Below are 22,557 nucleotides of genomic sequence, written 5' to 3' on the forward strand. Positions count from 1 at the left end.
AGTATACTGAAAAAAACAAAGGAACGAGAAAAATTGAAAAATAAACGTCTACTCATGTTGTCAGGCATGGCCTTATCAACACTTATTTTCTTATCTGGTTGTGTTCAAACTGATAAAAGCGGAAATCCTACAGGTCTCATTTGGGATTGGTTGGGACAACCAATGTCCAACTTAATTCGCTTCTTTGCAGAAGATCAAGCTCTAGGATTTGGTCTTGCTATTATCATCGTCACCTTATTGGTTCGATTCATCATCCTCCCATTGGGAATTTACCAATCTTGGAAAGCTGCTATCCAATCTGAGAAGATGAATTATCTCAAACCGATTTTAGGCCCAATCCAGGAGCGCATGAAAAATGCAAGCTCTCAAGAAGAGCAACTTGCTGCGCAACAAGAGTATTTTGCAACTCAAAAACAATACGGTGTGAGCATGCTCGGCGGAATCGGTTGTTTGCCGATGCTGATTCAAATGCCATTCTTCTCTGCGATCTACTTTGCGGCTCGCCACACACCAGGAATTTCTGAAGCCACTTTCCTTGGTATTAATTTAGGTTCAACTAGCCTGATTTTGACAGTCGTTGCTGGTATTTTGTACTATGCCCAATCGCTCTTAATGCAAGTCGGTATGGATGAAGAACAGAAAAAACAAATGAAAACCATGGCTCTGATGAATCCAATTATGATCATGATGTTCTCATTCGGGTCTCCTGCTGGAGTGACTCTCTACTGGGTTGTCGGTGGTCTCTTCGGTATTCTTCAACAAGCTATTACAAACTTCATTTTGAAACCTCGTATTCGTAAACAAGTGGAAGAGGAATTCAAAAATATCACAGTGACAGCAACTCCTCGTAAAACAAAGGATGTTACTCCAACTGCTTCAGCAGTCATTGAAGGAAAAACAAACAATAAGAAGAAAAATCGTAATTCTGGAAAACAACGTTCTAGATAATAATACTCATTTAAAATCAAAAATAGCCACCTACCACTCCAAGTGGATATGGAGCGTTTCGATTTTGTTATTTTTTTAGAAGAAAACAGCTACTTGAAATCCACAATCCTCAACTCAAACTTATAAATTAAGGTTTCACATGTTATAAGTAGCTTAGATTTGCTATTTTTGATTTTTATTGAGTATAAATACTAAAAGATTGGGATTCCCAATCTTTTTTAGTACCTTCGCGAATAAAAAGAGAGAATCTTTCGACTCTCTCCACACCTTATTTCGTTTTTTCAACCTTCAAGATTTTTACATCATAGCTACCAGCAGGCGTTTCAATTGTTGCAACATCTCCTGTTTTTTTACCAATCAAAGCATGACCAATTGGGCTTTCATTTGAAATCTTGTTTGCAAAGGCATCTGCACCTGCAGCACCAACGATATGATAGACTTCTTCCTCAGTCTCATCAACTTCTTGAACAGTCACAGTCTTACCAATTGCCACTTCATCCGCAGCAACTGCATCACTGTTTACGATTTCAGCATAGCGAATTTTTGTTTCGATTGTTGAGATTTGACCTTCAACAAAAGCCTGTTCATCTTTAGCTGCTTCGTACTCAGAGTTTTCTGAAAGGTCTCCGTAAGAACGAGCAATTTTAATACGTTCAACAATTTCTGGTCGACGAACTAGCTTTAGTTCCTCTAGTTCTTTTTCTAATTTTTCCTTTTCTTCCAAGGTCATTGGATATGTTTTTTCTGCCATTTGTCTTTCCTTTTCTTTTATTTTTCATGAAAACAAAATTATGTGGAAAACCACATAATTTTGTTGTAAGAATTTACTCATTATTAAGATGTGCATTTACATACTTAGCAACGTTTTTGTTATGTTCATCAATATTATTTGTAAAGTAAACATTTCCAGTTGTAACATCTGCTACAAAGTAAAGATAGTCTGTTGTGTTGGCATTAATCACTGCTTCGATAGCCGAAAGGCTTGGACTATCCACTGGTCCAGGCATCAATCCTGGTGTCCAATAAATGTTGTATGGTGACTCAATTGATGTATCAATCGCTACATCTTCTGCCAGAGTTGTTTCTTGACCAAGTTTACCCTGCGCATACAAGATGGCAATATTGGATTGTAGAGGCATTGCTGCATTCAAGCGGTTAAAGAAGACACTTGCAATGTTTCGACGATCTTCATCAGTAGAACCTTCTTTTTCAACCAAAGATGCCAAGGTAAGAACTTCATTTACAGTCAAATTCTTAGCAGTAATCGTTTCATAATATGGTTGTAAACGATTATCCATCGCGGCAATCATTTGCTCAACGAGCTCTTCGATAGTTGTTTCATCGCTGTATTCATAAACCGCTGGGAAGAGGTAACCTTCCAACTGATAAATAACTCCACTATCAGCAGCTGGTAGGCTGGCAAACAATTTTGGATAGGTAGCAACCATTCGATTAATAAAATCTTGGTTGGTTACAGTAGCCATAAACTGTTCTGCAGTAAATGGTGTTTTATCGTTCTTATCTTTTGTATTAGTATTGTCTGTAATAGCCTGAGCAATTTGTGTTAACGTATACCCTTCAACAATCAAAACCTTCCCTGCGGCTTCTTTTTGAGCTGTCGGAGTTCCGCTTTCTTGAAGTGCTTTGGCGATGTCATCCACAGACATATTCTGTTTCAAATTATAAAAACCACTTTGGAAATTATTATAACTCTTAATTTTAGAGTAGTAATTAAAAATAGTAGCATTCTTAATCAACTTGTTGTCAACTAAAATTTTACCAATTTCTAAAGTTGAAGATCCTTCTGGAATCTCTACCTGAATAGTTTCTGTAGCTTTTGCATTAACTGGTTCCAGACTAGATTTTACCCACATATAACCAGTAACACCTGTCGCTAGAACTGCCACTACAACAATTGACATGATAACAGAGACAATGTGTTTAGCGGCGTTATCTTGTTTTTTACGACGTTGCTTGCTTGTTCTGTGGGTTGTTCTTCTTCTGGGTTGTGTTTCCTGCATCTGCTTGTCTACTTCTGGAACAATAGCCGTTGTCTTTGGAGCAATAATAGTTTCCTCTAGCGAGATGATTTCTGTATCACCAGTCACAGCTGACACGTCTTCCGTTGGAAATTCCAAAAATGTATCTTCTAAAGGAGAATTTCCCGGAAGGACAGACTCTACTGGCTCAGAAACTGACGAGCTTGATGGCACTTCATCAAATCCTGCCGTATTAGCAGCCACAAGATTCCTTAATTTCTCCAAGTTTCGTTCAACAGTATCTTGTGGAACTGGACTTGGAACGACTTCTTTTTCAATCACAAAAGTCTCTGGAGTAGCCAAAGTTTCTGATGTTGGCTCTTCGATACTTTCCGTCATCACTTCTGATTCTTGCTGTTCTTCTGACAAGTATGAATCAGGAAAGGCAATCCCTTCTACTTTTACAATTTCAGTCTCTCTATGGGGGGCTTTTTCTTCGGCAAGACTAGGCTGGAGCTCGTTGATAACTTCATTACGCTTATCAACAAGAACATCCGCTGATTGTTCCGCCAAACGTTTCACCTTCAATTCTTCCAAATCTCGTAAAATTTGATCGCGGAAGCTTGAAGACTGCGTGTTTTTTTCATTCGTATCCTTTGTCACGCTGTTACTCCTTTCACACAGTTACTATACATTATATCTTAAAGGCTTATGAATTGCAAGAACTTCCCTTTCTACAAGGCTTTCCAGTACATATCACTCCACATTTGTCCTCCAAATTGCGACAAGGAGGGGCCAAAGTCTTCAAACTGGTTCATTTCATAGTAGCCAATCAAATACTCCTTACAGGTCAGGGAAACTCCTTCAAATCCTCCCGCTAAAGCCACTTCTTTTATGGCTGCCAACAAGAGAGTTCCCACTCCCTGTCCCTTATAGGTATCCGCTACGGATAGACTGGCAATAGCTAGGTGACTGCCTGTCGGCATGTCACTCTCTGTCAAGTAAAAAATATCGTCCGTAACAGTCTGCGAAACAGAAGGACAGGATAATAAATATCCTGCTATTTCCCCATCGTGTTCCATTATTAAACAGGTTTTACTCAAAGCATTCAGATAAATGGCAAGAACAGACTCAGCTATTTGTTCTTCTTTGGAAAAATTGGCATTTTCAATCAAAACAACTTGTTCTAAATCCGAAGGAGTAGCAAAACGAATTTCCATAATTTTCTCCCTTATATAGCGGAAAAACAGGGGCCATAGGCCTCCGTCTTTCTTTTTATTGGACGTTATTTGTAAGATTTGACAAGAGTCTTTCGAAGGAATATTCATAGGACTGAATATCACCAGCTCCCATAAATACATATACTGCATTGTCATGGTCTAAAAGTGGTGAAGTATTTTCAACTGTAACAAGTCCACCTTTTTTGTTGATTTTAGCCGCCAAATCTTCTACCTTAACCTGACCATTGTCTGTTTCACGCGCTGAGCCATAAATTTGAGCAAGGTAAACTGCATCTGCTCCATTCAAAGCATCTGCGAACTCATCAAGAAGCGCAATGGTTCGAGTGAATGTATGTGGTTGGAAGATGGCTACCAACTCCTTACTAGGATACTTCTGACGTGCCGCATCAATGGTTGCAATGATTTCCGTTGGATGGTGAGCAAAGTCATCAATGATAACAGTATCATTGACAATTTTCTCCGTAAAGCGACGTTTGACACCTCCAAATGTCTTCAAGTGTTCTGCAACCAGTTGCAAATCAAAGCCCGCAATATAGAGGTTGGCAATAACAGCTGTTGCATTCATCACATTATGCTTACCAAAGGTTGGAATTTGGAATTCTCCCAACTCTTCTTCACCATGGCGAACTTTGAATTGTGAGCCACTTGTAGAAGGCTTCAAGTCATAGGCAACAAAATCATTATTGTCTTCCAAGCCATAATAGTAGATTGGAGCATTTGCCGTGATACGACGAAGTTGCTCATCTTCACCAAAAACGAAGAGAGCTTTTTTTACTTGCTTCGCATAATCATTGAAAGCATTGAAAACATCCTCTAGACTAGTGAAATAATCTGGATGGTCAAAATCAATATTGGTAATGATGCTGTATTCAGGATGGTATGGGGCAAAGTGACGTTCGTATTCATCGGATTCGAACACAAAATACTGAGCATTTGCCGAACCGCGACCAGTACCATCACCAATCAGGAAGGAAGTATCTGTGATATTGCGCATAACATGTGCCAATAATCCCGTTGTAGAGGTCTTACCATGGGCACCAGCAACACCGAGGCTCGTAAAACCTTTCATAAATTCACCTAGAAATTCATGGTAACGTTTGTAGGTATAGCCTTGGGCATCAGCATAAGCGATTTCCACATTGTTATCTGGACGAAAAGCATTACCAGCAATCAATTCGACATCTGCTGTAATATTTTTCTCATCAAATGGTAAAATCTGAATCCCAGCTTGTTCAAGCCCGCGTTGTGTAAAGTAGTATTTCTCTACATCACTACCTTGAACCTTATGCCCCATTTGATGCAACATAAGAGCAAGTGCGCTCATACCTGATCCCTTAATTCCGATAAAATGATAGGTTTTTGTCATGTTATTCCTCTTCTATATGTGTCAAATTCAATTCTTGTGCCACTTGGCGATCTCGTTGTTGTCTGCGCTCAGGATAATTGTAGACCTGACTCTTTCTTAAAAAGTCATACGAATTTTTCTTTATAACCTGTTCCTGTTCTCTATCTTCTTTCTTCAAAGAATAGACAGCTGGCATATCAGCGAGAATATAGTCTGTCTGACGTAAGTTGTCCGCCAAACGTGTCAACCGCCCCGCCTTAGATTCAGTTATTGCAACGACAGGAGGTTTCACCACAACTTTAGCTGGTGCTGGTTTTTCATCTCTTAAGTAGGTTGCTGATCGTTTTTTCTTCAAGTCTTCTCTAGCCTGTTCACGAGCCAACTGCCCCTGTGTTTTCACTGGAGAAGGCTTCGTTTTAGTCTGTTGCTGAAGGCGTTCCTTGCGCGAATAATGACTTGGCTTAGCTTCAAACAGAGGAGGCAGGAGCTCATCTTCCGTTTGTGCTACTGGTTTTGTCGACGCAACTCGCTGTGAATCGGTAGACCAGCTAAATTCCTTTTCTTGATAAGGTCCTCTGATATTGCTAATCAGGTCGCTCTCATCATATAAACTCATAATTGGATTTTCTCCAACTAGTACCTCATCATCTGCGACTAGTGGAAATCTTTTTTCATGTCTAATCATAAGTCATCCTTTCGAACCCTTATTATACCATACTTAGGCCTTATTTCCTAATTCTACGCTGAGTCAACTGATTCCATATCACTCAATCCCTAAAATCTCGCGAATGTCCTCAACCGTCAAATTCGCTCGGCTTTCATTGCCATCAAGGACTGTTTTGACAAGGTTCTTTTTATTTTCTTGCAATTCTTGAATCTTCTCTTCGATTGTCCCTCTAGTAATCAGGCGATAGCATTCAACCTTTTCAGTCTGCCCCATGCGATGAGCCCGACTGATAGCCTGAGCTTCCACGGCAGGATTCCACCAAAGGTCGACTAGGATGACTGTGTCTGCACCTGTCAAATTCAAGCCAACACCACCTGCTTTCAAGGAAATGAGAAAGGCATCTCGACTTCCTGCATTGAAGGCCTGTGTCATTTCTTGGCGTTGGTTAGCAGGGGTTGAACCAGTCAGAGTATAGGATGTCATCCCAATTTCTTTTAGCTGTTCTTCTATTTTTTCCAGCATATTTCTGAATTGGGAGAATATCAAGACCCTGTGTTCACCTTCTTTTAGCTGCAAGAGTAATTCTTTCAAACTATTAAGTTTGCCACTCTCACCACTAAACTCTTCCATGAAAAGGCTGGGTGTATCGCAGATTTGACGTAAGCGAGTAATTCCTGATAGGATTTCTATCTTGCTACGATTGATTTGAGCATCATCTGCACCAGCTATTTGAGTCCGCATTTGTTGAAGCTGGGCTAGGTAGATGGCTTTTTGTTCATCTGTCAGTTCATTAAGTACATTGACTTCTATCAAATCAGGCAATTCCTGAAGAACGTCTTCCTTATGACGTCTGAGAACGAAGGGTTGAATGGTCCGCGCAATGTCCTTGGCTGCTAATTTACCGAAGTCTTGTTTGCCTGGCAATAAACCTGGTAAGACAATTTGGAAAATGGACCAGAGTTCCGTCAAATGGTTTTCAATCGGCGTACCTGAGAGGGCAAAGCAATTCCCAACTTCAAACTCACGCAGTAGCTGTGCAATCTTAGATTGGGCATTCTTCATGACCTGCGCCTCATCTAAAATGAGGTAGTCAAAGCGTTCCTGTCTATAGAGTGCAACATCCTGTCTGAAGGATGGATAGGAGGTAACTAAGACTTGGTGATCATTGGCAATGATCTCTTCTCGCTGCTCCTTGTTTCCATGGACAACAGCCACATCTAAACTTGGAGCAAACCGCTTGCACTCATCTAACCAGTTATAAATCAAGCTAGACGGTGCCAATATTAAAACTTTGGAATCTTTTGTCATCCGACTGGACAGAAAGGCGATAGTTTGCAAGGTCTTTCCAAGCCCCATGTCGTCAGCTAAAATTCCACCAAAACCATACGTATCCAGCATAGTCAACCACTTAAGCCCTGTCTGCTGATAATCCCTAAGCGACGTTGTTACTTCCACAGCAGGAAGCGGGAACAAATCTGGCTGAGCTAGATAGCTTGCCATTTCCTCAAATTCCTTGGAGAAACTGACTTGGTTGAATTGTGACAAGGATTGAGCCAATTGGTAACCGGCAAGAGCATGGACTTGTACCTGCCCCTCCTTACCATGACGGGCCCGCAAATAGATTAGGGTTTGACTGATTTTCTTGGTTTCCTCATCAAAAACAAACACCTTACCGCTCGGACTAGTATAGTGATCCTCTTGATTCAGCAAGGCTGTAATCGCCTGATCGATTTCTGATTGTTCAATACCTGATAAGTCAAACGAAATATCCAAAAGTGAGCCGTTACGCACAATTTCTAATTGAGGTTTGGCTTCAATATATAAAGCCTGGAGCTTTTCTACTAGATGAACCTGCCCCATTTTTTGTAATATAGGCAATTGTTGTTGGAAAAATGGATAGAGCTCCTGTTGACTAAGAGCCGCTCTCTGGGCATGATATGTCCCCCTAAAGCCAGCTAGACGAATAGCCTGATAGACCCTCTCCAAATGCTGGAAATGGCTGGCAAAAGGCAGGAGAGCCAAATCCTCTTCACTCCTTACCTTACGTCCATCAAAATCCAAAACCATTTGGAGTGATAAACTTTCATTTGCCTCCATCTGAATATGAAATTCTGGCTTGAAATCATGAATGATGAAGCGTTTAGGTGCCTTAACAGTCCCAATTGTCTGCAAATCTAGCAAGCTTAAAGCCAGACGATTTTGGTCAGGGAAATCCACCTGCACTTTTCTCAAACCTGATTCGGTTGGAACAAGTTCGGAAATTTGGTAAATCAGATGTTCTTGATGGCGATTGACACTATAAACCGTGCCATTTACTAAGAGATAGCGCCCATGAAAAAGAGGTCGGACTGTTTTTTCGTGAATAACCATTTCAATCATCTGCGTGTGAACGGTCACCTCAAAATGATAGAGCCCTTCCTCCCCTGTCAACGGAAGAACCATCAAAGAGGAATAGGACTGCTGTTGATAGGAAAAGTTAAAATGTTCTAGCTGATTTAACAGCTCCAACCCCTCCTCAAAATAGGCTTGTGGCAGACGAAAATGTCGTCCAAAATGAGTAAGAATATCCGAATCTATACCAACTTTCTCTGGTACCAAGGCCCAGAGAAAATCCAGTAGAGCCTGACTTGGTTCATCAAAATTTTCATAAGTAACTTGCTCATAATAATTTTTACCTATCTGATAGTGACCGTTGGCTTTCACAATGCGCAAAAAAGCTCCGATGTCCCGCACAATGTACGAACGTGTATCTGGCAAGCGGGTAATTTTCAAGGTCCAATCTATCTGACGATCATAGGGCAATAAGCTCCCTTCAACTGATAACTGATACTTAAGCCCCAGTTCAGGTTCTGGCCGCAAAATTTCATCTAAAAAGAGACCGCCAAAATAAGTCCGACGGACGGTTTCCTTATGTTGTTCACCATCTTCTTTCAAAGACTGCTTCATATCCTTGCCTGAGGCGTCATTTTTTAAAAAATACTCCGTGGCAGCTAGGTGTTGACAGTAGCCCTTACTTTGAAATAACTGGCAACTACACTGTAAATCGCTATCTGCATCGCCGTAAGTGAAGCGCTCACCAGCAATATCCAGCACCATCTTTCCATTCTCACTATGAAGAACAGTCAGTTTTCCAGCCTCGTACAAATCAATTCCTTCTTGGCGAATCCGCCCTGGCATCATGCGACCCATTCTAACTCCTTTACCCTTCAACCAATCATCAGCTCTTCTGTAAAATGTATCTAAAATATTATCTTTTCATTATAGCATATTTTCAATTTGAATTGTTTAAATAGGTATCAAAAAAAACACCAGCTGGTAAACTGGTGTCTCTAATGAATAGCTAAATAATAAATCGTTGCCTGCCACATTTTCAAGATTGTTTTTCTGCTTTTCCAAAGCCAAAATAGAGCAAATAGCAGGAAAACAACTGCCACTACTACGTTAATCAAGCCTTTTCCACCCAAGAAAAACTTGAAAAAGAAGACGGTCACACAAGTAAGCAAGGCAAGGAGTAAGATATGAATCAGAACTCCCAACCAACCTAGCCAATAGCGAAGACCAAAAGGAGGATACTTTCTTTCATCAAAGTCTGCTAGACCAGCCAAAAACTCAACCAGCAACTCACCAAAAAATTCCATCCTAGCCTACCTTTCTTACCTGTCGATAATACTTGGTTCGTCGGACGAGGGTTTTAACCGCATGCAGCGATAGAAGGCTAAGTGACATAGCACACACAAAAAAGAAGATGAAAAGCAAAACCATAGGCTGTTCAACGCGATTATAGACCATAATCGAACCACCTGTAAAGGCGATAAAATAGGATACCAAAGTCACCAAATTGAGCCATATACAAGCCGCTAGTCCCAGCCAATACCGAAAGCCGAAAGGTTTATACTGACTGTCTTCATAGAAAATAAAATAGAAGGCCGAAATCGAAAGCAATAGAAAGAATAATCGCCAAATCGGAAACGCCACCATACCAACACCTCCAAATCCATTCTAGCATATTTACGAATAGGTGCAAAGAAAAAAGAGGTTGCCCTCTTTTCATTTCTTACTTCCGTTTCCGTGCAATCAGATGAATCGGTGTTCCTTCAAATACAAAGGCCTTGCGGATTTGATTTTCCAAGAAACGCATATAGGAGAAGTGCATGAGCTCTTCTTCGTTGACAAAGACCACAAAGGTCGGTGGCTTGGTCGCAACTTGTGTCGCGTAGAAAATCTTGAGACGTTTACCTTTATCAGTCGGTGTTGGATTGATGGCAATGGCATCCATGATGACATCGTTAAGCACAGCCGATGGAATGCGGGTATTCTGGCTTTCACTGATAGCCTTGATCATCTCAGGCAACTTGTGCAAGCGTTGCTTGGTCAAGGCTGATACAAAGATAATCGGTGCGTATGACAAATACTGGAATTGGTCACGAATATCGTCTTCCCACTGCTTCATGGTATGGTTGTCTTTTTCAAGCGTGTCCCACTTGTTGACTACGATAATCATTCCCTTACCAGCCTCATGGGCAAAACCAGCGATGCGTTTGTCGTACTCACGAATACCTTCTTCGGCATTGATAACCATCAATATGACATCCGAGCGTTCAATGGCACGCATGGCACGCATAACAGAGTATTTCTCGGTATTTTCATAGACCTTACCAGACTTGCGCATCCCTGCGGTATCAATCATGGTAAATTCTTGACCTTCTGAGTCTGTAAAGTGCGTATCAATGGCGTCACGAGTCGTTCCAGCAACAGGCGAGGCAATCACGCGCTCTTCACCCAAAATAGCATTAATCAAGCTGGATTTACCAACGTTTGGACGACCAATCAAGCTGAACTTGATAATATCTGGATTTTCTTCTGCTTCCTGAGCTGGTAGGTTTTCAATGATGGCATCCAAGACATCCCCTGTTCCGATACCATGTACAGAAGATACTGGATAAGGATCGCCAAGACCGAGTGAATAGAAATCGTAGATGTCATTACGCATTTCTGGGTTATCGACTTTATTGACAACCAAAATAACTGGTTTGTTTGTCTTGTAAAGAATGCGCGATACATACTCGTCAGCATCCGTCACACCTTCTTTGCCTGATACGACAAAGACGATAACGTCTGCTTCATCCATAGCAATCTCAGCCTGATGCTTGATTTGCTCCATGAAAGGTGCATCCACATCATCAATACCGCCTGTATCAATCAAGGAAAACTTACGATTCAGCCACTCACCAGTAGCATAAATACGGTCGCGGGTCACACCTTCAACGTCTTCTACGATAGAAATGCGTTCCCCCGCAATACGGTTAAATAAGGTTGATTTACCAACATTGGGACGTCCAACGATGGCGATAGTTGGTAGAGCCATAGCTCCTCCTCTTCTAGTTTACAATAATTTATTTTTTTCTAATAGAGCCCTTGTTTCTGGCTGTTCTGCCTGACCGAACTGGGCAACCATACGCTCCGACCAGGTTTCTGTCTGACGGGCACCTGCATAGTCTGTCTGAACTTGGTCATAGGCTTGGATTACTTCCACGCCTTGCTCCACATATTCTTCCTGAAAGACAATGGTTTCACTTGCCAAACGTGGTTTGACAGGGTGGTTTTGGGCTGGTCGCCCCAGGGCAATACAGAAAATCGGATAGGTATAATCTGGCAAGTTGAACAGCTCTGCTATTGCCAAGGCCTTATGGCGAATCATACCGATGAAGACACCACCATAACCCAGGCTTTCAGCTGCTAAAAGGGCATTTTGCCCTGCTAGGCTCGCGTCAACAGAAGAAATGAGGAGATTCTCTGTTCCTTTGGCCTCAAAGTCTGAACCATGGAGTTGAGCCGCCTTGCTGGCACGATTATGGTCGCCCACAAAAACCAGAATGGCCTGAGCCTGTAAAATAGCTGGCTGGGGCACCAAATCATAGAGAGCCTGTTTTTTCTCCTCCGACTGTACCACAATGATGGAATAAGACTGGAAATTCTTCCAGCTAGACGCAGCTCGCCCAGCTGAAATAATAGCTTGCAGATGTTCCGCCTCAATAGACTCTTCCGTAAAACGACGGACGGAAGTATGGTTCAGCATCAAATCAATGGTTTCATTCATCGGCGGTTATTTCCTTTCAAATGCAAATCGCGAGCCAGATAGCGAATCCGCTCCATAACCCGTTTGGCCTGCCAGGTCTCATCACCAGACTTGCCAGATGCAAAATGCCGTTCCAAATCTTCAAAGGAGAAATTGGACGTAAAGAAGGTCGGCAGATTTTCCTGCATACGGTATTGAAGAATGACCTGTAGAACATCGTCACGTACCCACGGACTATGTTGCTCCGCTCCAATGTCATCTAGCACCAAGACCTGAGCCATCTTGATTTCATCAATCCGCTCCTTGACAGAACCATCTTTGATGGCATTTTTTATATCGACAACAAAGGTCGGATAGTGGAGCATGGTGGTAGAAAGGTGGTGAATGGTTGATAAACGGTGAGCCAAGTAAGCCATCAAATAACTTTTTCCAATCCCGAAATTACCATATATATAAAGACCTTTTGGCTGTTCATCAAAATGCTTAACAAAAGTAGCAATAGCATCATAAACTTCTTCACGATTAATATCCGTAAAATCCAAGTCCTCACCTGTAACTTTTTTAAGTGCCTGAGGCATATTGATGAGCTGAATGCGGTTCTTGATGGCTTCCAAACGACGGTATTCGACCAATTCTTCTGTCTCCAAATAGGACACATCCGCATAACCCTCATTCATGACCAAAACTGGTTGATACCCCTTAGCAATATAGGATTCATCCTGTTTGACAAAGAGGTCGCGCTGGCTGATATATTCCAAAAACTTAGAAATGGAGAGGGTGATTTCCTGCTGAGTCAAACCTTCTTTTTTGATAAAAGCAGCGACTTCAGCATCACTCACTATCTCCTGATAGAGTTGCTGATAAGATTTTGGACTTGGATTTGTTGCCTGCGACAACCTGTCTTGAACTGATTTCATCAGCTACCTCCCTTACTTTCGTTTTCTAACATTCGTTTTCTAAGTGCTTCCATTCTTGCCTGAGCTTCAGGACTGTTATCCATGACAACCTCTTCCTTACTCCACTCAGGCACATTGCTTTTCTGTGGCTGGCTCGGCTTGGTGACAGCTTGACCTGTCTTCAACTCTCTTAGGTAAAGAACAGCTGCCTCTGCACTGCCAATTCCCTTGTAGGAAAAATCATTGCCCAGCTTCATAGCGTATTTTTCATTCAGATTGGCTGAGTCCACCTTGTTAAAGGTATAGAGGACCAAGACATTGATAACTTCATCAAGCAGACCCAAATTTGCCAAATCCGTCAAGCATTTTCGTTCTGTTGTGGTCACAGTTGCCTTCCGTTGCTCCTTGATAAAGGACAAGAAGGTTAGGCTGGATTTTGATTTCGCTTCACGAACAATGGCTTGTTCTTGGGCAGTGAGGTTGGCGCTTTCTGTTGGCAATGACTGACGTGACTGCTGCAAGCGTTTGGTCGAGATCGTCTGTCCAATAGCGGTTGCTTTAGCCTGCCGATAGGTTTCCAACCAGGTCCAGCCTGCCTGCTCTGCTATGTAACTAAGCGCAATAATATCCTCAGCTTCATCCTGAAAAAGAAGCTTGTCCTTGGCCATCAAGGCCTTGAAGGCAGACCAGTCAAAATCATGTTTCGGTTCAAAAACAACTGGAGCCTGCCCATCCATGGTAAAGACCTGAGAAAATGTTTTTGAGATATTCTGTTCCTGATTGGGTAGGTGAACAAGCAGATTCTCCATGCTTGACTCCCCAATCTTCCTCGCCAACAAGTTCTTATACAAGGGTTTCGCTAGAAAACTTTTTACGGTCAGAGGGGCTTGTAGCGCCAAACCTGTTAATTCATCTGCACGATAGAGTTCTAGGAGCCCCATGGCAGTCAGAATATCCAGAGCCTTCTCCAAACGATTCATCCCAAAATCCATGTGATTGAGAATGACAGTCCATTTGTAACGGCCTTGCCCTTGATCGGCAAAACTATAAAAGTAATAATAAAGCGCTAATGCATCAAAACCGATAATCGGCTGGTAGCATTGGCTAAGACTGACAATATCAGGTGTAAACGGGCTGATTTTTATATAGGCAAATAAATCATTTGGTTTCATCTTTTTTTCCCGGTTTTACCCTACTTCCTTTAGAAATCATCTGCTTAAGTAAATTTTCTAGCTCTCCAACATCTTTGAAAGAACGATAAACCGATGCAAAACGCACATAGGTGATTTCATCCAATTCGACCAATTCTTCCATTACCAAATTCCCAATGACATCGGATTCTATTTCACTATCACCTTGTGCTCGCACCTTCTGTTCAATCCGATTCACCACTTCATCAATATCATCGGTTGACACAGGGCGCTTTTGAGCAGAACGAATAATCCCATTGAAAATCTTTTCACGTGAAAACTGCTCTCTAGTCCCATCTTTTTTCACAACGACTAGAGTTTTCTCTTCAATCCGTTCATAGGTGGTAAAACGTTGACCACATTGGTCGCAGGAACGACGACGACGGATGGTATTGCCATCTTCAGCCTGACGACTATCAATGACACTTGATTTCAAACTCTGACATTTTGGACAACGCATACTCTTTCTCCTACATAAACTTTATCACTTCAGTATAGCATAAAAATGACAAAAATAAAAGAAAGCGAGAATTACTCACTTTCTACCAATAATTCATCTTGCTTCTTCAATCGACTGGCAACCCATTCACGAACCAGGCGGTAGACAACCGCAAAAATTGGGGTAAAGAAGACCATACCAAGTAGGCCAAACAAATTACCACCAATCAAGGCTGCAGCCAGGGTAAATAGGGTCGGAAGACCAACTGATTGACCAACCACGCGCGGATAGATAACATTTCCTTCTATCAGCTGAATAATCTGGAAAAGGGCGATAGACCAGAGTGCCAAGAGCGGATTTTGTACCGCCACAAAGAGAGCACTAATCAGACACGCTGAAAATGGACCGATATAAGGTACAAATGATAGGACCCCAGCCAAAATACCAGCCATGCTGGCATAAGGAATTCCTGAGAGCGAATAACTAACAAAGACAAGTGTCCCAATGATACACGCTTCAACAATTTGACTCATCAAGAATCTGTCATAGGTATCAACAATAACTTCTCCAATATAATTCACTACTCTGACAGCCTTCTCTGGCAAGGTAGCCTGCAAGAACTTTCTCGTCATCGCCTGCAAGTGTTCCTTGCTCCCTAAAATCGCTAGAGTGAAGAAGAAAGCCATTATCAACGTCATAGTGTTCGAAAAAATCCCCGTCACATTGGACACCAAGCCAGATAAAATCGGTGTGACCAAACTTGAAATAAGTGTTAAATTCTTCAACTGATCCAAAAAGCTGGCAATCTGGTCTCCGATTTGTCCCGACAAAAGACCATTTGATTCAAGAAAATTAGTTAGGGCATTTACCGATTTTGGAATGGCTGTGCTGCTAACCGAAACCAGTTCTGAAACAGTCGTCACCAATGTAGGAAGAACAATCACCACCAGTCCTGTCACAATTAAAGCAAATCCAATTAATACTCCAACAATTGCCAAAGACCGCTTGGATTTCTTTAAAAAAGAAATTTTTTCAAACTGATCTTCTAATTTTTTCATGGGAACATTGAGAATAAAGGCAAAAATAGCTCCAATAAAAAGCGAGTTCATACTGCCTAATAATTGTTGAATAGCCCCATAAATACTTGACCAGTTGAGAACAGCTAACAATGTCGCTCCAGATAAGAGTATCAATATGACTTTTTCTTTAAATGATGTATTCATAACTTTTCCATTCTTACTTATTGGCTATTATTTTATCACACGCTTATAGAAAAAGAAAGAGGGAAAGCTTCCCTCCTCTCTACTCTAAATCAATCGCGCATGGCATATCCGACACCACGAACCGTTTTAATATATGAATCTTGATGTGGCAAATCCAGTTTACCACGTAGATAGCGAATATATACATCGACGACATTGGTCTCAGAAGCCGCTTCATATTTCCAAACACGCTCAAGAAGTTGTTCTCGACTAACAGGCTCTGGGCTATTCATTAAGGTCGCCAACAGATCATACTCTCGGCGGGTCAAATTAATCAATTCATCACCTCGAGTCACTGTTCGATTTTGAAAATCAACCTTCAAATCACGATAGGCCGCATGCATGTGAACCTGCTTACAGTTATTGTCAATAAAATCACGACCACGAAAAATCGCAGAGATTTGCTCCACTAAATCACTGATGACAAAGGGCTTCACTACGTAGGAAACAGCATAAGAGAGGACTTCTTCCCCATATTGACTAACTTCTGTCGGCTCAACTACCACAATCATGACCGTGGCTGGTTTTATCGCTAACAGTTCTGTAGCCAATTCCTTACTGGACATGTCTGAAAGCTGAAAACTCATCAGAATCAAGTCAAAATCCGTTTCATGTGCCAAGGACATAGCCTCTTTCCCTGTCGATGCATAATCAACAAGATAGTCTTTTTTCTGCAATTCCATGGAAACAAAATGCGAGAGATTGCGTTCTTTACCAGCAATCAAAATTTTCTTAGCCATTGTCCATCCTTTTCTATTCTTTCAAATGGTGTAGGAATCGTATTATGACTAGAAAGAAGGGCGCTTCCACGCCCATCTTTTCTATTTTGATTCGCTATACCAGTCGTAATGGAAGATTCCTTCTTTATCTTTACGGTTATAAGTGTGAGCACCAAAGTAGTCACGTTGTGCTTGAATCAAGTTCGCTGGCAAGTTTTCAGCACGATAGCTATCGAAGTAAGTAATAGCTGCTGAGAATGTTGGTACAGGAACTCCTGCTTGAACTGCCAAGGCAACGACATCACGAACAGCCTGTTGGTATTTAGCCGTTACATCAAGGAAGTACTCATCCAAGAGCAAGTTTGCCAAATCTTCGTCACGTCCGTATGCATCTGTAATCTTTTGCAAGAAACGAGCACGGATGATACAACCTGCACGCCAGATTTTTGCGATTTCACCAAATGGCAGGTTCCAGTTGTTTTCTTTAGATGCTACGCGCAACTGTGCAAAACCTTGTGCATAAGACATGATTTTTGAGAAGTAGAGGGCTTGACGAATTTTTTCTACCAATTCAGCCTTATCGCCTTCGTATGTAAACGGAGCTGGTTTTGGAAGGACCTTGCTAGCTGCCACACGCTCATCCTTGTAGGTTGAGATGTAACGAGCAAATACAGATTCTGTAATCAATGACAATGGCACACCCAAGTCAAGTGATGATTGGCTAGTCCATTTACCAGTACCCTTGTTACCAGCAGCATCCATGATATAGTCTACGATTGGTCCATCTTGACCCTGGTCATCCTTGCGTTTCAAGATGTCAGCCGTGATTTCAATCAAGTAGCTATCCAATTCGCCTTGGTTCCACTCAGTGAAGATGTCAGCCATTTCATCCACTGACAAGCCGAGCAAGTGTTGCATGAGGTCATAAGACTCCGCAATCAATTGCATGTCGCCATACTCGATACCGTTGTGTACCATTTTTACGTAGTGACCTGCTCCATCTGGACCGATATACGTCACACATGGTGCTCCATCTTCTGGCGCTTTTGCTGAAATTTCTTCCAAGACATCTGCCACCAATTCGTAAGCTTCTTTTTGACCACCAGGCATGATAGACGGGCCTTCAAGGGCACCTTTTTCACCACCTGATACACCTGTACCGATGAAGTTAATACCTGAATTTGCCAATTCTTTTGAACGACGGATGGTATCTTCATAGAAGGTATTTCCACCGTCAATCAAGATGTCACCTTCATCCAAGTGTGGCAAGAGTGCTTGAATAGTTGCATCTGTACCAGGACCCGCTTGAACCATGAGCATGATACGACGTGGTTTTTCAATTGATGCCACAAAGCTTTCTACATCGTAACTTGGTACCAAGTTTTTACCTGGGTTGCTTGCAACAACGTCTTCTGTTTTATCAGCAGAGCGGTTGTAAATCGCTACTGAATAACCACGTGATTCAACGTTAAGTGCCAGGTTGCGGCCCATAACAGCCATCCCTACCACACCAAAATTTGCTTTTGTCATTTGTTTACTCCTCTAATTTGTATCCCTTTCATTATACACCGAAAGGGGAAAGTTGACAAGAATTTTCAGATAATTTAACCATCCAAACTATTCTTCACTATCAAACAAGCCCTGCAATTGAGCAAAAGGACTGTTGGCTTCTTTTTTCTCCTGAACATCTTGCTGAAAGGCTTCTTCTGTCATCAGGGTCCAAGCTTGACCAGATGGCAGGTCAGTTCCTGCCTCTTCCTCCGGTGTCAATACCTTGATAGGAATGGCTAGTAAAATATTATCCGCTACACTTTCTTCTAAGACGATGTGGTCATCTTCCACCACCAAGACCATATCCTCATCAATCAAATCCTGCTCCTTGAGAACCGCCTCATTGGCAACAAAGAGTTCATTGACTTCTTGCACTTCATGTAACAGGACAGGTTGCAAAGAACGACTGGAAGCTAAGGTGATGTCGTAAGTCATCTGATAGTCCAAGAAAAAGAAACCTGACTCAAAGCGAACATTTCCACTTACTTGTACAGGCGACAAGCCTAAAACTTCACTATTTCGAGCTTGCAATTCTTCCTGCAAGTCCAAGGTTTTCTCAAAGGAAATTCCATCTGGATTTTTCTGAATGTCGTAAATATGAAACATTGTATTCCCCTATTCAGTTAGTTCTGTGATGTAGTTATAAACTTCCTGACCGGCAACTGCCCCATTTCCTACAGCAGTCGCAATCTGACGCAGTTGGTTTTGGCGAATATCACCAATAGCGTAAATACCAGGTTTGCTAGTTGCCATCTTTTCATCTGTAATAATCCAGCCAAACTCATCCGTAATGCCCAAATCGACAACTGAATCCGTCATCGGATCCAAACCAACGTAAACAAAGACACCACCGAAGTCCAGTTCACTGACTTCTTCTGTTTTCACGTTTTTAATACGAACACTTTGAACCCGTAAGTCATCTCCCTTGATTTCTTCTACCACACTGTCCCAGATGAAGTTGATTTTTTCATTGGCAAAGGCACGATCTTGGATGACTTTTTGAGCGCGTAGTTGGTCACGTCGGTGAACAATGGTCACAGATTCTGCAAATTGTGTCAAGAAGAGGGCTTCTTCGACTGCAGAATCACCACCACCTACGACCAAGAGCCTCTGACCGCGGAAGAAGGCACCGTCACAAACCGCACAGTAGGAAACACCGCGGCTATTGTACGTATCCTCACCTGGCACACCAAGCAAGCGGTGTTTGGCTCCCATGGCTAGAATGACTGTCTTGGTTTCCAAGACGTCGTCTTCAGTAATGATTTTCTTAATCGGACCATCTTCTTCGATGCGTACCAAGGTCCCAAAAATATGGTCCACTCCAAATTTTTCAAGGGGTTCAAACATCTTCTCTGCCAAGGCTGGACCAGAAATATGGTCATAGCCTGGATAGTTTTCAATTTCAGCGGTGTTATTCATCTGACCACCGTAAATGCCACGCTCCAGAAGCGCCACTTTTAGATTGCTTCGCCCTGCATACAGGGCTGCAGTCATCCCAGCAGGACCTGCACCAATTACAACTGTATCGTACATAATTTTTCCTTCTATGCTTTAAACATTAACAAAATCCCCATGACCCCAAAGGCAAGAATAGGGATAATCATGACATTGATCATTAGTAAATCAAACAAGAAATCCTGGCGCTCTTGCGGCGTTTGATCCACTCTTCTACCCGCTCTTGAGACAAAGTAAATGAGACTGGATAAGATAACCAGCAAGGCAGCGACTAGAAGCCCCTGCAAGTAAAAACTGAGAATATTTTGTAACATGGTTTTCCCCAATCCTCTTAAAAGGTTTGGCGTTTGGCCTTACGCTCTGCACGACCCTTGGCACGCGCTTCTACACGCTTGGTCTTGCGGCGTTTCTCATCAACTGCCCACTGAATTTTCTTCTTGTAACCTGGCTTGACTTTTTTCTTTTTCTTCTTGACCAAGCCAATCATTTCCAAGTCCAGTTTTTCACGCGATTTTTCACGGTTGGCACGGCGGTCACGGTCGTAGGTATCGACAAACTCTCCATTTTTCATTTCTTTTGGCAAGAATTTGATATTGAGTTTTTCTAACTCGCGGATGTCTGCGTCATCGCTCGGCTGATAAAGGGTAATGGCAATGCCTGACAAACCATTTCGGCCTGTCCGACCCACACGGTGAACAAAGAAGGAGAGGTCCTGTGGAATAGCATCATTGATGACATGGCTGACACCTTCAATATCAATCCCACGCGCTGCCAGGTCTGTTGCTACTATGTATTGATAGTCCAAGTTCTTCACCTGGTTCATGATCCGCTTGCGCTCACGTGGCGGAATATCCCCGTGAATTTTTGCAACACGTAGACCATTTGCCGTCAAATAGCTATGCAATTCATCTGCACGTGTCTTGGTATTGACAAAAATCATGGCCAAGTAAGGCTGCATGAGCTTGGTCACTTCCAAGATTTGCGCATTGCGGTCACGGCCCTTGGTTGAAATCAACCAGTTTTCAATGGTATCTGAAATGACCGTATGGGTCTTGATTTGTTCCATGACAGGATTAGACAAATACTTTTTCAAAAACGGCTGCAGTTTCTGCGGAATGGTGGCTGAAAAGACCATAAATTGCAAATCTTTTGGCAGGCTACCAGCAATCTTATCTACTGTTTCCAAGAAGCCCATGTCCAAGGTCATATCAGCCTCATCAACCACGAAAGTTTTAGCCTTATGGATAGCCAAGTCCCCTGATTTGACCAAGTCATAGATACGACCCGGGGTCCCGACAACAATGTGGGGTTGACCAGCTTGGAGCTTGTCAATCTGACGGTTCTTGTCTGTACCACCAACATAATTGGTCACACGAACTTCCATGTCCGAATGACTGGCCAACTGACGAGCTGCCTGATAAATCTGAGTAGCCAGTTCACGAGATGGGGCTGTAATGACAGCCTGAACCTGGTCCAATTCCTCATTTAGTTTCTGGAAAATGGGAATTAAAAAGGTATGGGTCTTCCCTGAGCCCGTTTTTGATTCCCCAATCAAATCACGACCAGACAAGACAACAGGAATCAATTTCTCCTGAACCTCTGTCGGCTGGATAAAGTTTATTTCTTTCAAAGCCTCTTGAATATAAGGCTTGAGTTTCATATCTGTAAATTTCATAGTTTCCTCTTTGGAACCTGGGTGCACAAGCAGATCAACGACTGCGAATACAGGTTCTTCATTATACTGCCTTCTATTATAGCACAAAAACAGCATTTCTGCTGTTTCTGAAATTCTATAGATAAAGAATGACCAAGGTAAGCAAACTCATGACAAGACCAACTGACCAAAGGAAGAAGTCAACCTGCCACTCGCTCCATTTTTCAGACTTACCAGTCAAACCTCCGAGCTCCAAATGGTGATGGAAGGGGGTCATACGGAAGATACGACGACCTTCTCCAAAACGTTTTTTAGTGTATTTGAAATATGAAACTTGTAACATAACGGATGATGTTTCGATAACATAGACCAAACCGATTAGGAGGAGGGTCCATTCTTGACGAAGCGCAATGGAAATGGTTGCCAACATCCCACCGAGTGCCAGACTTCCCACATCTCCCATGAAAATCTTGGCTGGTTTGCGATTATAGACAAAGAAACCAAGCAAACCACCAATCATGGTTACACAGACCAAAAGAATGTCAAACTTCTGTTCCTTGTAGGCAATGACAGAATAGGCAAGCAAACTAATAACAACCGAAATGGAGGCCAAGCCATCAATACCATCAGTCAGGTTGACCGCGTTTGAAAAACCAACCAACCAGAATAGAACAAATGGTAAATAGAGTACCCCAAGATTGATAATGTGGCCAAAGACATTGAGCTCACCACCACCAGCACCTTTGACATGGACAAAATAGAAAACAAGACCACCCAGGATTTGTAGGGCTAGCTTTTGCTTAGGATTAAGTCCTTCATTGATTTTGCGGAAGATTTTCAAGAAATCATCCAAAAATCCGACCAAGCCATAGAGAGCCAAAATGAAAAGAATAGCCAAGACACCACCTGTCAGCATTTTCAGGCTAGCTGCAAAAATAAAACTAACAAGGACAGCAACAACTAGGAAGACTGTACCCCCCATGGTAGGAGTTCCGGCCTTGAACTGGTGTTGCTTGACATCTTCGTGCATCTGTTGCCCTTCGATGCGCTTGGCTTGATAAAAGGTAATAAATCGTGGTATCAGGATTACCGTTGCTAAAAATGCAACCAATCCCGACATAAGTGCAAACTGCAT

Annotated in this window: 21 protein-coding genes; 1 reads left to right on the forward strand and 20 read right to left on the reverse strand. The window is 42.2% G+C overall.

All coding sequences use genetic code 11. The annotated features are described in order from the left end of the window. Positions 1-33: 33 nt before the first annotated feature. Positions 34-948: a membrane protein insertase YidC gene (gene yidC, locus ODU34_RS04205; protein ID WP_024415263.1), complete on the forward strand. Its 915-nt coding sequence runs from the start codon at positions 34-36 to the stop codon at positions 946-948. 268 nt (positions 949-1,216) lie between these two features. Here yidC and greA read toward each other — a convergent pair whose 3' ends face one another. The 20 genes from greA to mraY all read right to left on the reverse strand — a co-directional run bounded on the left by greA (position 1,217) and on the right by mraY (position 22,557). Continuing rightward, positions 1,217-1,699 (reverse strand): transcription elongation factor GreA, encoded by a 483-nt coding sequence (greA, locus tag ODU34_RS04210; protein ID WP_136671543.1) that lies wholly within the window; start codon positions 1,697-1,699, stop codon positions 1,217-1,219. Positions 1,700-1,772: 73 nt separating this feature from the next. After that, complete coding sequence (gene mltG / locus ODU34_RS04215) at positions 1,773-3,590, reverse strand: endolytic transglycosylase MltG (protein ID WP_253213055.1); 1,818 nt, start codon at positions 3,588-3,590, stop codon at positions 1,773-1,775. 71 nt (positions 3,591-3,661) lie between these two features. Continuing rightward, the gene (locus ODU34_RS04220) at positions 3,662-4,147 is read right to left on the reverse strand and encodes a GNAT family N-acetyltransferase (RefSeq protein ID WP_024406643.1); all 486 of its coding nucleotides are present in this window, start codon (positions 4,145-4,147) and stop codon (positions 3,662-3,664) included. 55 nt (positions 4,148-4,202) lie between these two features. Then, complete coding sequence (gene murC / locus ODU34_RS04225; protein WP_024378795.1) at positions 4,203-5,534, reverse strand: UDP-N-acetylmuramate--L-alanine ligase; 1,332 nt, start codon at positions 5,532-5,534, stop codon at positions 4,203-4,205. Between the two features lies 1 nt (position 5,535). Then, positions 5,536-6,198 (reverse strand): hypothetical protein, encoded by a 663-nt coding sequence (locus ODU34_RS04230; RefSeq protein WP_105179409.1) that lies wholly within the window; start codon positions 6,196-6,198, stop codon positions 5,536-5,538. A gap of 78 nt (positions 6,199-6,276) precedes the next feature. After that, a complete protein-coding gene (locus tag ODU34_RS04235; protein WP_105179410.1) occupies positions 6,277-9,369 on the reverse strand; it encodes a DEAD/DEAH box helicase in 3,093 nt (1,030 codons plus the stop codon). 140 nt (positions 9,370-9,509) lie between these two features. Continuing rightward, positions 9,510-9,818, reverse strand: a complete 309-nt coding sequence (locus tag ODU34_RS04240; RefSeq protein ID WP_105179411.1) for a hypothetical protein — start codon at positions 9,816-9,818, stop codon at positions 9,510-9,512. 416 nt (positions 9,819-10,234) lie between these two features. Continuing rightward, positions 10,235-11,545, reverse strand: a complete 1,311-nt coding sequence (der, locus tag ODU34_RS04245; protein WP_024393868.1) for a ribosome biogenesis GTPase Der — start codon at positions 11,543-11,545, stop codon at positions 10,235-10,237. A gap of 18 nt (positions 11,546-11,563) precedes the next feature. Continuing rightward, positions 11,564-12,277, reverse strand: a complete 714-nt coding sequence (locus ODU34_RS04250) for an NADPH-dependent oxidoreductase (RefSeq protein ID WP_105179413.1) — start codon at positions 12,275-12,277, stop codon at positions 11,564-11,566. Next, complete coding sequence (dnaI, locus tag ODU34_RS04255; RefSeq protein WP_105179414.1) at positions 12,274-13,173, reverse strand: primosomal protein DnaI; 900 nt, start codon at positions 13,171-13,173, stop codon at positions 12,274-12,276. The genes ODU34_RS04250 and dnaI overlap by 4 nt, the downstream gene beginning before the upstream one ends. Further along, the gene (locus ODU34_RS04260; protein WP_105179415.1) at positions 13,173-14,324 is read right to left on the reverse strand and encodes a replication initiation/membrane attachment protein; all 1,152 of its coding nucleotides are present in this window, start codon (positions 14,322-14,324) and stop codon (positions 13,173-13,175) included. The genes dnaI and ODU34_RS04260 overlap by 1 nt, the downstream gene beginning before the upstream one ends. Then, entirely contained in the window at positions 14,311-14,802 is a 492-nt protein-coding gene (nrdR, locus tag ODU34_RS04265) for a transcriptional regulator NrdR (protein ID WP_024399626.1), read from the reverse strand. Before nrdR ends, ODU34_RS04260 begins: the two co-directional genes overlap by 14 nt. Before the next feature lie 71 nt (positions 14,803-14,873). Continuing rightward, on the reverse strand, positions 14,874-16,004 hold the full coding sequence (locus ODU34_RS04270; RefSeq protein ID WP_012027644.1) for an AI-2E family transporter: 1,131 nt from the start codon (positions 16,002-16,004) through the stop codon (positions 14,874-14,876). Between the two features lie 89 nt (positions 16,005-16,093). After that, complete coding sequence (locus ODU34_RS04275; RefSeq protein ID WP_012027645.1) at positions 16,094-16,783, reverse strand: DNA-binding response regulator; 690 nt, start codon at positions 16,781-16,783, stop codon at positions 16,094-16,096. A gap of 81 nt (positions 16,784-16,864) precedes the next feature. Further along, complete coding sequence (gndA, locus tag ODU34_RS04280) at positions 16,865-18,292, reverse strand: NADP-dependent phosphogluconate dehydrogenase (protein ID WP_398578373.1); 1,428 nt, start codon at positions 18,290-18,292, stop codon at positions 16,865-16,867. Positions 18,293-18,379: 87 nt separating this feature from the next. Continuing rightward, the gene (locus ODU34_RS04285) at positions 18,380-18,919 is read right to left on the reverse strand and encodes a YceD family protein (RefSeq protein ID WP_172082858.1); all 540 of its coding nucleotides are present in this window, start codon (positions 18,917-18,919) and stop codon (positions 18,380-18,382) included. Positions 18,920-18,928: 9 nt separating this feature from the next. Next, positions 18,929-19,846, reverse strand: a complete 918-nt coding sequence (trxB, locus tag ODU34_RS04290) for a thioredoxin-disulfide reductase (protein WP_398578374.1) — start codon at positions 19,844-19,846, stop codon at positions 18,929-18,931. An 11-nt stretch (positions 19,847-19,857) separates the two neighbouring features. After that, complete coding sequence (locus ODU34_RS04295) at positions 19,858-20,082, reverse strand: DUF4059 family protein (protein WP_105114041.1); 225 nt, start codon at positions 20,080-20,082, stop codon at positions 19,858-19,860. Between the two features lie 17 nt (positions 20,083-20,099). Next, on the reverse strand, positions 20,100-21,443 hold the full coding sequence (locus tag ODU34_RS04300) for a DEAD/DEAH box helicase (protein WP_398578376.1): 1,344 nt from the start codon (positions 21,441-21,443) through the stop codon (positions 20,100-20,102). A 115-nt stretch (positions 21,444-21,558) separates the two neighbouring features. Then, positions 21,559-22,557: a phospho-N-acetylmuramoyl-pentapeptide-transferase gene (gene mraY / locus ODU34_RS04305; protein ID WP_398578377.1), complete on the reverse strand. Its 999-nt coding sequence runs from the start codon at positions 22,555-22,557 to the stop codon at positions 21,559-21,561.

It is taken from the genome of Streptococcus sp. 2018WUSS126 (assembly GCF_044427425.1).
Taxonomy (GTDB): Bacteria; Bacillota; Bacilli; order Lactobacillales; family Streptococcaceae; genus Streptococcus; species Streptococcus hashimotonensis.